The following is a 13,273-nucleotide window of genomic DNA, read 5'->3' as shown; positions in this document are numbered from 1 at the left end:
TAATAGCCCGGCCCCGAAATTATTCCGTTTCCAAAGTAGGTCGCTGACGAATTATGCCGAAAGTCATTCATTGTCTGAGGGGATTATTCTTCCCAGGGTTGCAGAACCTGTCTGCACCAAACACATATAGACGATCAGGCAGTCATTGCCAGCCGTAGAATTAATTCAGTACCCGTTTCAGCCTGATTCAAAAGAGGAGGTCGAAAGCAGAATGCCTTGCCTCAGTTACATATGCAGGTTCTGAAACGGTCAGACAAGCAAATGACCAACGGCATACTTCGTATTTGTAAAAAGGACACAGGATAGCTCACCAATCAATCGTGAGGGATTCAGCGAAACGGGTATCCTACAATGGAAATTTTTGGCGGTCGCAATGCCGCATTTTTATCTTCCATTAGAACACGACGCCCCACTATGGCGATCCAGTTATATGACAGGTTCAGCTATCCTGGTCCCGAAAAACCGTTCTGCATCAAATGTCTGCCGGTGTTTGAGTATATGGAAAACCAGACGTCCAAGTTTCTGCGCAATTATTGAAAGACTTTTCGCCCGGCCATATTTGGCAGAAAGACTTTGGTGCAAGCGTTTGGCTTCATCTCTTTCCCGGATGAGTAATACAGCTGCTTCACTGAATGCCCATTTCAGATGTGCATTTCCGATCTTATTATGACCTCCCTTGGATCGTTTCCCTGCAGATTCATGAGAGCATTTGACCAGGCGTGCATAGGAGATGAAATTGCCGACCTTTGGGAACCGCTCTATATCACCTATTTCATAGAGAATGGTAAGGGCAAGTACGGGACCTATTCCCGGAATTGAACGGAGAAGACTCAGTGCGTGCGCATCATCTGCCTTTGCATGGCGCATGACCGTCGATTCAATATCAAGAATTACCCGGTGATAATGATCAAGCAGATACTTGTCTGCGGTAATTGATTGGCGCACCGCTTCGGATGTCGAATCGATCCTCGATTCCCTCTCGATTCGATGCACGCAGCAGATTCGCTTTGATGGGTATATTGTTGTACTGGGTATTTGTATTGGTGATGTGGCTTAAGAGCGCTGCACGGTGGTGAACGAAGAACTGCCGCCGACGCAGGAGGTCCCTGGTTGCCCGTTTTGCTTTTGGGTACGCATGGGCGAGGGGAAACATGCCTCCCCGAAGCATCGATGCAATTTTCATTGCATCAATTCGGTCATTCTTGGTTTTACCGCTGTGAATCGCTTTCATATAAAGGGCATGACCAAGGGCAAATGGGATCCGGTGCTCCTCACAGAAATCGGCTACCCAATACCAGCTGAACATGCATTCGACACCAATGACGATATCCGTACCGAACCGGTGAATAATGAGCGACAGCTCGTCTGGTGTGGTAGGATGGTTTCGGTGGTGATGGATTTCTCCGGATGAATCAATGACACAGATGTACATTTGTCTTGCATGTAAATCGATACCGGCGTAGAATTTGTGCTGTTTTTTGTAGAACCTCATTAGGGCCTCCTAAATAAAAATTGGCGGCCGGCGCTTCGTACGCCGGTCAGCTCTTATAATTATGAGGCTAGGCCTCGCGGCTTACGACCTCCACGGGGGGCCTTAATGAGTATCAATCGCATGAACCAGATTTTCCTATGGCACAAATCCTGCTCTTTCTGCTTCGCAGGCAGGATTTCCGCCATGTACGGAAAACAGGTTATGCGGGCGTTATGCGTCCTCCGAAACGGTGTGGTTGCCAGAAAAAAGGGAATCCTGGAAACTAACGCATTGTGAACTTCCTGTCGTTGGCCGATCTCAAACCGCATCAAATCTCCGATATCATAGTCATCGCAAAAGCATTCCGCGAGGTTCCCATCGGAAACGATCTTACCGGGAAAACAGCAGTATTATTCTTAGAGCTACTTGAAGGGTGTACGACGTACCTTCAGACCGATGGGTATGAGGTATACGACCAGATTGCCGGTGAGGAACCCGGCATTACACTTGTCGGGTGTTGGGCCCACGCTCGGCGGCGATTCCATGATGCAAAGAAGGCGTCGAAGAAAGCCGGAGCTGCCGACGAAGGGATCAAGTACATCCGCAAGCTCTATCAGATTAGGACTGTTAGAAACCGATTGGCATTGGGAACGGGCACACGTCTCCCGAAGGGCCGAACGGAGAAACATGTAAGTTGAGGCGATGGGGATCGAAACCGGGATCAGTTCGTCGGGATCCTCGATGACCGCGATAATATCAGAGTCGTACCGCAGGACGTAGTCCGAATCAGGCGCGGACCTACTGGACCGCGCCGACAGGAACGATCCCGACACCATGGCATCTGTGCCCACCGTCCCTTTGTGCGGGAGGCATAGAGCCCGTGAACACCTGACGTTCGGGCGGGCTCTACTTCTGAACTATGCCTACTACCAGGTGTTCAACCTGTTCGACCTTCTCGTAATCGACTGGCTCATCTACCTGCGCCCCAAGCCTCGCTCTATGCGGCCGGATTACCTGTCCGTGGCAGCCGGCTTCTCAGAGCACGCGATCGGTTTTCGCAACGGTCTTTGCGTTGCCCTCGTACCGGCGGCGGTGAGCTCAGGGATTTGACTCCTTTTGGCAGGGTAGAACCGGAGGTCTGCTATCGCCCCTGTTTACGCCACTTCTTTGCCGTGAGCTTGTCGAGTTTCCGGTTGTATCGGGCGGCGTCATGCCTCATTTGCGTCTTTATCCTACCATGCGTATGCGGATTTTTCCATTGGGAACCGGCGTGTGGGTGTCGTGGTAGCAAGCGTATCCCGGAGTCCTCTGAGATGATGATCGGTGAGGAGGGGTCGACGATAGAGGTTATTCGGACGCTCGATACGGGGCCCAAATTATAATCGAACACCACTGCCGTGCGAATTGCTTGCATTCGACCAGGTGGTTCTTGCCCGTGATTGTTAGCGTGTTCTATAATTTTCCGGGAGATGAACTCTTCTTGTACCGCACAGTACGATTCTTCCGATAGGATCTCTGTTCTCATCGTTGACATAGATGATGCTCCGTACCGCTCACGGGTGTCGGCCCTGGATGGGCAGGGGTTTTCCCTCACCTTTGTCCCAAGTGTGGACGAAGCGCTCCCAATACTCGCCGAAGAGGTTGCTGTCGATCTCGTTATCGCGGGATCGAGCGAGTCCTCCCGGCGACTACGGGCAAGTGGATACGATAAGGCGATCCTCCTTCTCGTTGATCAAGACGACACCGATGCGCTCCACGCCGCCGTAGATGCTCCGGTAGATCACTTTGTGCCGACACACACGACGGTTGCGTTTCTTGCGGCGTCCCTGCGAAACGCGGTATGTAACAACCGAAACAGCGTAGTAGGGGGACGGAGTTCGGAAACTGAGAAAACGGTTCGGCGCCTCTTTGAGCGCGCCACTGAGATCCTTCCTCTCTCGGTGACGATCGTTTCATTTGCCGGAAAGGTTCTCTTTGCGAACTCCCACGCGCTGCGCCTCTTCGATGTTGCCACTTTGAAGGAGCTGCACAATCTCAGCGTGCCGTTGGTGTGGGCGAATCCTAAGGATCGCGAGGATTGGGTGGAGACCTTACGGAGAGAGGGTAGTATATATAACCGGGAAGTCGAGATGGTCACCACGTCCGGGAAACATCTTTGGCTTCTCGCCTCGGGGATGATCGTTGACTATCAGGGGCAACCGGCGATCCTTACGATACATAACGAGGTTACGGAGCGCAAAATTGCCGAAGAGTTGGTGCGCCAAAGTGAGAAGTGGTTCCGCTCTCTTGCGAACGCTTCGGAGTCGGTTATCTTTATCTATATCGATAATCGCTACGTCTACGTAAACGATGCGATAACTCGGGTCACCGGGTATACCCGGGCGGAGTTTCTCGCTTTTGAGACGGTATGGGCGATCATCCACCCCGACCATCGCGAGATCGCGCGGCACAACGCGATAGCACGACAGCAAGGCGTAGACGCACCCTCCTCCTTCGAGATTAAGGTTCTTTGTAAGGATCGATCGGCAAAATGGCTCGATGTGAGCGTGGGCACGATCGAATGGGAAGGACGTATCGCGGTGATCGGAACGGGTTTTGACGTCACCGGTCGACACGAAGCGCTTGAGCGGGTACACAAACTCCTCGACGAAAAAGAGGTGATCCTCAAAGAAGCCCATCACCGCGTGAAGAACAACATGATGATCATCTCCAGCTTGTTGTCTCTTCAAGCCGAGCAAGTAGCGGGAACCCCTGGTGAGGACGCTTTGCGCGACGCCGCTGGCCGGGCGCAGACGATGATGGTTCTCTATGACAAGTTGTATCGTTCCGGTGGCGTTGAGACGCTGCGCTTGGACGAGTTCGTTTCGTCTCTCGTATCAGAGATTCTTGCGTTATTCTACAACGGTGAGGATATTTCGCTATCGATCGACGTTGAGAAGATCGAGATCGACTCGCGAACACTATCGTACCTAGGGATCATCATCAACGAGCTTACCACGAATTCGATGAAATACGGTTTTACCTCATCCGGAGCGGGGCGCATTACCGTCACGGCTCGTACGGAGGTTGGTGGGCTTGTTTTGGTGTATCGTGACGATGGCAGCGGTTTCGATTCGACCAAGACAATCGAGCACGGCGAGACGTTTGGGCTCCAGATGATCAACGTTCTCACGGACCAACTCGATGGATCGTTCTCTATCGATGAAACCGACGATGGCGCGCAGTTTACGCTCCGAATCCCGCTAGAGAGATAGCGCTTTTCTCCGATTGTTGAATCCCGGAGTATTCGGTAAGAAAAGCGGACAAATGGCCGAAGTACCGTAGTTGAGACTAAAAGGAAGGGAGAAGGGAAACCGGGCTTCGTTAGGGTGGCACCTGACCCGGTTTCTCCCACCAAGTGACCACTGGTTGCTGGAGGATTGGGAAGGTATCAATCGATTCTGACACCGTCTCGGGGTTTCGCGGGTACAAAGTCCGATGCCCGGATCGTACAGTGACTAGCAGAGTGCGTTGGCGATACCAAGGACCGCCGTAATCTCCTCTTCAGACATACCGCGCGGATCCCCTGTCTGAGACTCGCACTCCGGCGAAGCCGCGCACTCACCTTTCGCCGCGAAGGTACGCCGCAACCGCCTCGTCCGCCGTTTCCGCCTGCGTGAGGATGACGCGAATCCCGCGCTCCTCGACCATGGAACGCTTGGGGCCCACCGTCGCTGCGATCCATACGCTGCAGCCTTCGAGCAACTCGGCAATGAGCAATGGGTTGCCGTGGTGATTCGCCGACGCGTGCGGGTTCGCCCGCTCTTCTACGAGCGTGCCCGTTAGGTCGTACAGACGGTACACCGGTGAAACCCCAAAGTGGTCCTTCCACACGCCGCCCTTCTCATCGGCTCCAACGGCGATCAGGTCCGCATCATTCATATCAATCTCCTCTTTCACCTGCGAGGGTGACCCTCGCGCCATGCTCTCACGGTAACAATCCCAATCCAGTTCGGCCTACCAAAACCACGAATCACCTTTCCATTGCACCGTTGTTGACGGGCCAACTTTACTAGCCGGTTCGAACTATGGTATTACTACACGAAGACGAGCTTTTGGGCAATGGGGATGGAGAGATGAACGCACAACGAGCCATGCTCCTGTACGTGCTCATTGGAGCACTCTACCTGGTGGTCAAAATCGGCTTTGTGTCGGCAGGCTACCTGCACGCCGGAGCGATCCTCCACGGACTCCTCCGTCGCCGTCGCGCTCGACGTTCTCGTGGGTACCGGCGTGTTCACCGGGGAGCTCTATCGCGCTCTGGCCGCCTCCGGCGCTCACATCGTCGGCGTCGACTATTGGATGGGGATGCTACGGCAGGCGCGCTCTCGCTGTGAAGCGGCGCGGCTTACCGATGTCACGCTGGTCCGCGCCGACGTAGGATCCCTTCCGCTCGAGGACAACTCCATCGACCTCTGTATAACCATGAACGGTTTCCACGCCTTTCCCGACAAGCAATCGGCGCTCAACGAGATCGCGCGCGTATTTCGAGCTCGATACGTGGGACCACCGAAAGTCGATCCTCTATTTCCGGGTACACAGGCTGCCCTGCTAAAGGAAAAGCAGACCGGTTCGCGATCGGCGGCAACCCGATATCGCTATCGCCGAGCCGAGCCGGTGCACGACACCGGCCTACTCCCGTATCCGCAGCGCCTCAATCAGATCGGCAATCATCGTAACTAGGGTCTCTATCGCCGTCTGTTCATCGAGCTTGGCCGGTTCAAAGGCGAGGGTGTGAATGACGCCTTCAACCACGGTATAGAGCACCGCCGCCGTTTCTCGAGCCCGCCGGTCGGGAACGGAGAAGAGTTCCACCAGTACGTTCTCCAGCGCCCGGCGGATCTGTTCGTCCAGGCTGTCGATGATCTCGGCGAGCCCCGGATCGCGGGGTGCGAGGCGCAGAAGCTCGCGAAGAAACGCCGCATCTCTACGGTGGTTTGCCAGCGAGAAGGTGAGGAACGCGCGGATTGCCGGCTGAACGGCATCGGCCCGGCCTGTTTGAACGAGATCCCCCAGCGCGGCAAGCTCGAGAGCCTCCGTCTTTTCTACGTAGTCACGGGCTGCGGCGATGAGTAGATCGTGCTTGTCCTCGAAGTAGGCGTAGAAGCTCCCGACGGCGACGCCCGCTCGTTCCGCGATCGTCCCGGCGTGGATGGCGTCGTATCCGCGCCCTGCGAAGAGCGATACTCCAGCTTCGAGGATCCGCCGCTTGGTCTTCATGCTCCGCTTTTGCCGGGGTTGCCGGGTCGATGCCATCGAGCGCCCATGATCCATACAATCGAGCGAAACTTCAAGGAACTAGCCGCAAAAATCTGAAGTTTCCTTCACATTCATATTGAAAATATGAATGTTTCGTCACATTATGCAGGAGGCGGGGGCGTTCAGATTGCGGAGGCAGGGACGTGCGAAAGAACTTCATCAATATCTGGGGCAATTACATCTCCCGGGCGATTCCCGGCGAGCTCTTTCATCCCTGCGAGAGCGGCCGGATCACCGACAGGGCCTTCTGCATCAAGGATGGGGGCGACGTAAACTTCTTTATCTACTCAGACGGAGAGAACACGATCGCCATAGACGCGGGGTACCGGAACAACGACTACGTCCTGCAAGATTTTGATCGGCTCGGCATCGATCCGCGCTCAATTTCTCATTTCTTCCTCACCCACACCGACATGGACCACGCCGGCGCCTTCGACGTGGACAGCGCAAGCACCTGGATGGGACCCGCGGAGGTCTATATGGGCCGGCTGGAAGTGCCGTCCATAGAACGACGGGAGCGTCGCCGATTTCTCTTCTACAGTCCGATCGAGATCACCCGGGACTACCAGGTTTTGGACGACGGCGACGTGGTAACCGTCGGCGCGATCAAGGTGCAGGCGATTCACACGCCGGGACATACCCGCGGCCACCTGGCGTACCTCGTCAACGACTCGCTTCTTTTTGTCGGCGACCTGCTGCTCCTGGAGGACGGCGTGGTGCGGCCGTTCTACCGAGTCTGGAATCAGCTGCACGACCAGGTTGCACCGTCGATCCGCAAGCTCGCCGGCCTCTCCGGTATCTCCCTGATGCTCACGGCGCACAGCACGTACACCGACGATTTCGACGTGGCCATGGCGCCGTGGAAAGAGTAGCAGCGATAGCCGGTTCAACGACCACAACGGCCGCCTTCTCGTCTGATCCTCAGCTACAGTAACTCGGTACCATCTCCCCTTTTCTCAAACCGGAGGGTGGGCGTCTACCGGGCGCTACCACCGGCAGAATGCAGACTCTACAGAGGAGCATCACTCATGGACACGGAAGTCGCCGCCGGCACACCGTCCGGCGCGGACGCGCACCCCGACGCCAATCTTAAGCGAAAGCAGGGCTTCGGCCGCCTCGTGGAGATCGCCGGTGCGAAGCGGTGGTGGCTTTTCGCCTCGATGACCCTCGCGGTTGTCGCGGCCGCTGCCCAGTTCGTCCCGACGGTAATCGTCTACTTCATTCTGCGCGAGCTCGCCGCCCACGCGTCGAATATCGCGAACCTGGACGGGGAGCTCCTCTACCGCCTGGGGTACATCAGTCTCGCCTCGGTCGGGGCGTACGGGATCATCCTCTACAGCTCGTCGATGTTGTCGCATATCGCGGCGTTCAACATCCTCTACGAGATCCGGGTCAAGATCGCCGAAAAGCTCACCAGGCTCTCCATGGGGTTCTTTACCAGGCGCACGAGCGGCGAGATCAAGAAGGTCCTGGCCGACGACGTTGAGCGAATCGAGCTCTTCGTGGCCCACCACATTCCGGATATCGTCACCGCAGTTGTGTTTCCCGTCGTGGTGATCGTCTTCCTCCTTGTCATGGATTGGCGCCTCGCGATCGCGGCGCTCATTCCCTTCCCCGTGGCGCTCGGCATGCTCCTGCCGGCGATGATGATGGGCGAGAAGACCAAGGAGAGCTATCGCGACTATCACACCGCCCTCGAGCGGATGAACGCGGCGGTTGTGGAGTACGTGCGCGCCATGCCGGTGGTAAAGGTCTTCGGCAGGGCGCTGGAATCGTTCAAGCGCCTCCAGGAGTCGGTCATGGCGTTCCGGGACTTCTCGATCCTGATAACTCATACCTACTCCAAGCTCTACCCGGCGTTTCTCACAGCCGCCTCTTCCTCGCTCGTGTTCATCATCCCGGCTGCCGTCGTGCTCCATCAGACGGACGGCGCCGGGGAGAGCTTCATCCCCATGGTGCTCTTGTTCCTGGTGGTCGGCGGGGGCTTCTTCTTCCCGCTTCTGAAGCTGATGTTCATGTTCGGCAACCTCAACCAGATCAGCATCGGGACCGAGCGGATCGGCCGGATACTGGATACCGGCGAGATCCCGGAGAGCGCCGGCGATGCGAACCCGGCGGATACGTCCATTGAGTTCGACCACGTGAGCTTCGCCTACGAGGAGACCACGGTGCTCGATGACGTCTCCTTTCGGGCGGAGCTGGGAACGATCACAGCCCTCGTCGGACCGTCGGGCGCCGGAAAGACGACGATGGGTCTGCTGGCCGCCGCAAAGGCGGCGCAGTGCCACGAGTTCATAGAGGAGCTTCCCAGGGGCTACGCCACCCTCGTCGGCGAGGGGGGGACCTACCTCTCCGGCGGCGAGCAGCGTGTCGGCATTGCCCGGGCGATCCTCAAGAACGCCCCCATCGTCGTCTTCGACGAGGCCACCGCCTACGCCGACCCGGAGAACGAGGGGAAGATCCTGTCAGCGCTCTCCCATCTTATCCAGGAGAAGACCGTCATCGTCATCGCCCACCGGCTCTCCACCATCACCTCCGCCGATCAGATCATCGTCGTCAACGAGGGGCGGATCGAGGAGCGCGGTACCCACGACGCGCTGGTGGCGGCAGGCGGCCTGTACGGCTCCATGTGGGACACCTATTCCCGGGCGCGGGAATGGAAGATCGAGCAGTAGGGGGCTTGTGATGCTGAACATCAGAAAACTCATGCGCGCGGTAACCCTGGGAGACACCAGACGCCTTCGCCCGATGGTGGTGTGGACAATCCTCGAGTACCTGTTTCGCGGGGCGCCCTACGGGATACTCCTGCTTGTCGTATGGGAGCTGTTCAAGCCGCTCCAGGATCCGCAGGCATCCCTGGACACGCGGATGATCCTCGAGGATGCTCGAATACCTGCAGGGCATGCGCTTGATCAAGGCGTTCAAGCTGACCGGGACCAAGTTCGAGCGCCTGGAAAAGACCTTCCGCCGTCTGAAGACCCTGAGCATCAAGCTCGAGGCCGGCGGTGGACCCACCATCATGCTGTCGAGCTTTGCGCTCCACGCGGGGTTCACCCTCATCATTCTCTTCGGGCTCACCTTCCTCTTCGCCAGCACCCTGGGTCTGCCGGTCTACATCATGTTCCTGATCATCGACACCCGGGTCTACGAGCCGCTGATCCAGGCGTTCATCTTCTTGGGCGAGCTGAACTACTACCAGATCAGCACCGAGCGCCTCGAGAAGCTGCGCAGCACCCCGGCCCTCACCGGAAGAGAGCCCGATCTGCGCCCGAGCGGCTACGACATCGAGTTCGAGAACGTGCACTTTCGCTACCACGATACCGAGGTCTTGAAGGGAGTGAGCCTCGCGATCCCCGAGCATTCGCTTGCGGCATTCGTGGGCCCCTCGGGTTCGGGGAAGACCACCATGACCAGGCTCATCGCCCGGTTCTGGGACGTAACCGACGGGGTGATCCGACTCGGCGGCCGGGACCTTCGCGACTACAGCCCCGAGACCATTCTCGCATCGGTCTCCATGGTGTTCCAGGACGTCTACCTGTTCAACGACACCATCCTGAACAATATCCGCGTCGGAAACACCGAAGCCTCCCTGGAAGAGGTCATCGAAACGGCGAAGACGGCGCGGGCTCACGAGTTCATCGAGCGTCTCCCCGACGGCTACGACACGATGGTGGGTGAAGGCGGCTCAACCCTCTCCGGCGGCGAGAAACAGCGGATCTCCATCGCCCGGGCGATGTTGAAGGACGCGCCGATTATCCTCCTCGACGAGGGCCGGATCGTCGAACAGGGTACTCACGAGGAGCTCCTCCATGCGGGCGGCCTCTACAGCCGGATGTGGGAGGAGCAGCGCGCGGCGCGGGGGTACAAGTTTGTGTGACGGTCGCTACACATCAGGGGTCTGCTTGAGCGCTCGCGCGGGCGACAAGGAGTAGCAGCAATGGAATTACCCCGAATTGAATACCTTTACGGTGATATGGTGGAAGTTCTCATCGCACCGGTAACGTCCCGGATTCTCCAGACCGCGCTGGAATGCCGGGTCTTCGATTGTCTCGACCGGGCGATCGCCGCACCGGCCGTCGCCAAGCGACTCGGGTTTGACCCGCTTTCAGGGTTTGGATTTCCACGTGAAGAGGCGAGGGGCGTTTGTCTACGCCGACTAAGATACCCGAAAGGATACAAAGAAGGAGATTCTTTATGAGTACGAAGAGACTGTATGCACTGATCGCACTGGTAGGTTTTTGCAATGGGTTGCTCTTCGCCGGCGGGAGACAGGAAGCTGAACCCGCGGCTCCCTCACCCCTCGGCGGCAATCCACCGTCCGATATTCCGCGCCTCCCGATCAAACTCCACGCCGACCTTTACGAGCGCTCGGGCGCCCCGGCCGCCTCGGCCCGGTAGGGAATGAGATACCCCTTCTCGTCGATCTGGGCCAGCGCCTCCTCCGCCGTGCCGTTGAGCTTAAACTCAAACACGTAGCGGTACGCGCCGGCGCGGACCACCGCGTCGCTTCGCCCTTTCGTCGATTTGACCTCGCTTTCCACGTACTGTCCGAGGAGCTTGAACACCAGGTAGAACACCACGTGGTAGTGCCGCTCGGTCTGGTCGTTCAGGTCGTAGGGGATCGATTCAAAGAAGCACTTCAACCGCTCCATGAAGCCGTCCACATCGCCGTTCTCCAGTTCTTGGGCAAAACGGGAGATGTGGAACCCGCTTTTGGTCGGAGCGACAGGCGAGTAGTAGGGGAGGACGAAGAACAAGAACCCCCGTTCCACCTCTTGGTTCGGGTAGCCTAAGGTATAGAGCCGGTGCCGCTTGTCGAACCCCTTGATCGTCAAATAACCGCTCTGGTAGATCACCGGGACCGGCCGGTCCGGGTCGGCCCGGTAATCGGCAAAATCACGGGCGGGTAGCTGTATCCCGTCGATCTCCCTGAGGTCGGTGTCGGTCTTCTTCAGGAGCTCAACCAGAAAGGTCGGCGTCCCGGTCTGGAACCAGAAGTCCTGAAACTCGTTGAAGTTGAACAGATTCAAGGTGCTGAAGGGGTTGTACACCGCCGGTCCGGCGGGATGAAAGCGGTAGCCGTTGTACCACTCGCGGATGCGGACCACGCATTCGTCGTAGGACACCCCCTCCTGCGCCGCAAGCGCATCGTTCTCCGGCCGAAAACCGTCAAGCAGCTCCTCTTCGGTAATCCCGCAGAGGGCGGCGTAGTCCTTGTGCAGCGAGAGGTCGATAAGCTGGTTCAGGTCCGAGAACACGCTCACCTGGCCGAACTTGGTGACCCCGGTAATGAAGGCGAACTTCAGATGGGCGTCGCTGCTCTTGAGGACCCCGAAAAAGGGCTTTAAGAACTGCTTGTACGCCTCGTGAAGCTCCGGATCGCCGATGGTGGACAAGAGCGGCTTGTCGTATTCGTCGATAATGACACAGGCACGCCTTAAAGCGGGGGTGCAGATGATGAATAGCTTTGAGCCGGACGTGATAATCGGTCTTGGCGGCGGCTCACCGATGGATGCGGCCAAGATCATGTGGGTCCTCTACGAGCATCCGGAGGTCACCTTCGAGGGGTTGGCGCTACGCTTTATGGACATCAGAAAGAGGATTTACGAGTTTCCCACCATCGGGACGAAGGCGACGATGGTTGCGGTTCCAACGACGAGCGGTACCGGGTCCGAGGTGACTCCGTTTAGCGTCGTCACCGACGAACGAACGGGGTATAAGTATCCGATAGCGGACTACTCACTCACGCCCCATATTGCGATCGTAGATACCGAACTGGTGATGACGATGCCAAAAAACCTAACCGCCGCATCCGGCATCGATGCTGTAACCCATGCGGTGGAGACGATAGCATCTTCCATGGGTACGGACTACACTATCGGCGTTGCCCTTGAAGCGCTTCGAATACTCTTCAAGTATCTCCCCCAATCGTACCGTGACGGCGATACCAACATACGTGCAAAAGAGAAGGTACACAACGCGGCTACCATGGCGGGAATGGCGTTTGCAAACTCCTTTTTGGGGGTGTGTCACTCGATGGCGCACAAGCTCGGCGCCGCCTTTCACCTGACTCATGGCGTCGCCAATGCGATGCTCATAACTCAGGTCATCAAGTACAACGCCACGGACGTACCGGTAAAGCAGGCTGCATTTCCGCAGTACGAGTACCCTTCGGCAACGAGCCGCTACGCACGTATCGCGGACTACCTCGCACTCGGAGGAAAAACCGAGGACGAGAAGGTAGACCTGCTTATCGCGAAGATTGGGGAGTTAAAAGCCGCACTCGATCTTCCCAAGGCGATCAGAGATGTCGGTATAGATGAAAAGGAGTTCAAGGCACGAGTCGATACGTTGGCAGAGGATGCTTTTGACGATCAGTGCACCGGTGCGAACCCACGCTACCCGCTTATCAGTGAGATAAAGGAACTCTACATAAAGGCGTGGGAGGGGTCGGTATAGGACTCCACGGTAGAAGCCGGCGGCGCCCCGGGGCGCCGTCGGAGC

The 13,273-nt window shown here is 57.3% G+C and carries 11 protein-coding genes and 1 pseudogene; 8 read left to right on the top strand and 4 right to left on the bottom strand.

The annotated features are described in order from the left end of the window. Positions 1 to 426: 426 nt before the first annotated feature. Positions 427 to 1,492: pseudogene (locus L21SP2_RS01775) on the bottom strand (IS110 family RNA-guided transposase). Between the two features lie 272 nt (positions 1,493 to 1,764). Between L21SP2_RS01775 and L21SP2_RS01770 the strand changes: the two are divergent. Further along, the gene (locus L21SP2_RS01770; protein WP_041401007.1) at positions 1,765 to 2,169 is read left to right on the top strand and encodes an IS66 family transposase; all 405 of its coding nucleotides are present in this window, start codon (positions 1,765 to 1,767) and stop codon (positions 2,167 to 2,169) included. A gap of 909 nt (positions 2,170 to 3,078) precedes the next feature. Next, a complete protein-coding gene (locus L21SP2_RS16690) occupies positions 3,079 to 4,725 on the top strand; it encodes a sensor histidine kinase (protein ID WP_053335547.1) in 1,647 nt (548 codons plus the stop codon). Positions 4,726 to 5,071: 346 nt separating this feature from the next. Here L21SP2_RS16690 and L21SP2_RS01750 read toward each other — a convergent pair whose 3' ends face one another. Continuing rightward, the gene (locus L21SP2_RS01750; RefSeq protein ID WP_041401002.1) at positions 5,072 to 5,392 is read right to left on the bottom strand and encodes a NifB/NifX family molybdenum-iron cluster-binding protein; all 321 of its coding nucleotides are present in this window, start codon (positions 5,390 to 5,392) and stop codon (positions 5,072 to 5,074) included. 231 nt (positions 5,393 to 5,623) lie between these two features. Here L21SP2_RS01750 and L21SP2_RS17835 point away from each other — a divergent pair, with 231 nt between their 5' ends. Then, entirely contained in the window at positions 5,624 to 6,193 is a 570-nt protein-coding gene (locus L21SP2_RS17835) for a class I SAM-dependent methyltransferase (RefSeq protein ID WP_081719402.1), read from the top strand. Here L21SP2_RS17835 and L21SP2_RS01745 read toward each other — a convergent pair. Then, positions 6,143 to 6,730, bottom strand: a complete 588-nt coding sequence (locus L21SP2_RS01745) for a TetR/AcrR family transcriptional regulator (RefSeq protein WP_041401000.1) — start codon at positions 6,728 to 6,730, stop codon at positions 6,143 to 6,145. The two genes, L21SP2_RS17835 and L21SP2_RS01745, sit on opposite strands and share 51 nt — an antisense overlap. 182 nt (positions 6,731 to 6,912) lie before the next feature. On the opposite strand from L21SP2_RS01745, the gene L21SP2_RS01740 reads away from it, so the two are divergent. The 4 genes from L21SP2_RS01740 (at position 6,913) to L21SP2_RS01725 (ending at position 10,967) form a co-directional block, all read left to right on the top strand. Then, on the top strand, positions 6,913 to 7,641 hold the full coding sequence (locus L21SP2_RS01740) for an MBL fold metallo-hydrolase (RefSeq protein ID WP_024266732.1): 729 nt from the start codon (positions 6,913 to 6,915) through the stop codon (positions 7,639 to 7,641). 156 nt (positions 7,642 to 7,797) lie between these two features. After that, the gene (locus L21SP2_RS01735) at positions 7,798 to 9,444 is read left to right on the top strand and encodes an ABC transporter ATP-binding protein (RefSeq protein WP_081719400.1); all 1,647 of its coding nucleotides are present in this window, start codon (positions 7,798 to 7,800) and stop codon (positions 9,442 to 9,444) included. A 206-nt stretch (positions 9,445 to 9,650) separates the two neighbouring features. Further along, a complete protein-coding gene (locus tag L21SP2_RS01730) occupies positions 9,651 to 10,646 on the top strand; it encodes an ABC transporter ATP-binding protein (protein WP_024266729.1) in 996 nt (331 codons plus the stop codon). Between the two features lie 60 nt (positions 10,647 to 10,706). Continuing rightward, the gene (locus L21SP2_RS01725) at positions 10,707 to 10,967 is read left to right on the top strand and encodes a hypothetical protein (protein ID WP_041400998.1); all 261 of its coding nucleotides are present in this window, start codon (positions 10,707 to 10,709) and stop codon (positions 10,965 to 10,967) included. A 160-nt stretch (positions 10,968 to 11,127) separates the two neighbouring features. Here L21SP2_RS01725 and L21SP2_RS18250 read toward each other — a convergent pair whose 3' ends face one another. Beyond that, positions 11,128 to 12,165 carry a PD-(D/E)XK nuclease domain-containing protein gene (locus tag L21SP2_RS18250; RefSeq protein WP_024266728.1) on the bottom strand — a complete coding sequence of 346 codons (1,038 nt, stop codon included), beginning with the start codon at positions 12,163 to 12,165 and terminating at the stop codon, positions 11,128 to 11,130. On the opposite strand from L21SP2_RS18250, the gene L21SP2_RS18760 reads away from it, so the two are divergent. Continuing rightward, complete coding sequence (locus L21SP2_RS18760) at positions 12,155 to 13,228, top strand: iron-containing alcohol dehydrogenase (protein ID WP_081719397.1); 1,074 nt, start codon at positions 12,155 to 12,157, stop codon at positions 13,226 to 13,228. The two genes, L21SP2_RS18250 and L21SP2_RS18760, sit on opposite strands and share 11 nt — an antisense overlap. Positions 13,229 to 13,273: the final 45 nt, after the last annotated feature.

Origin of the sequence: Salinispira pacifica, from assembly GCF_000507245.1 — a bacterium.
Taxonomy (GTDB): Bacteria; Spirochaetota; Spirochaetia; order DSM-27196; family Salinispiraceae; genus Salinispira; species Salinispira pacifica.
This window is presented reverse-complemented; position numbering and strand designations above follow the sequence as displayed.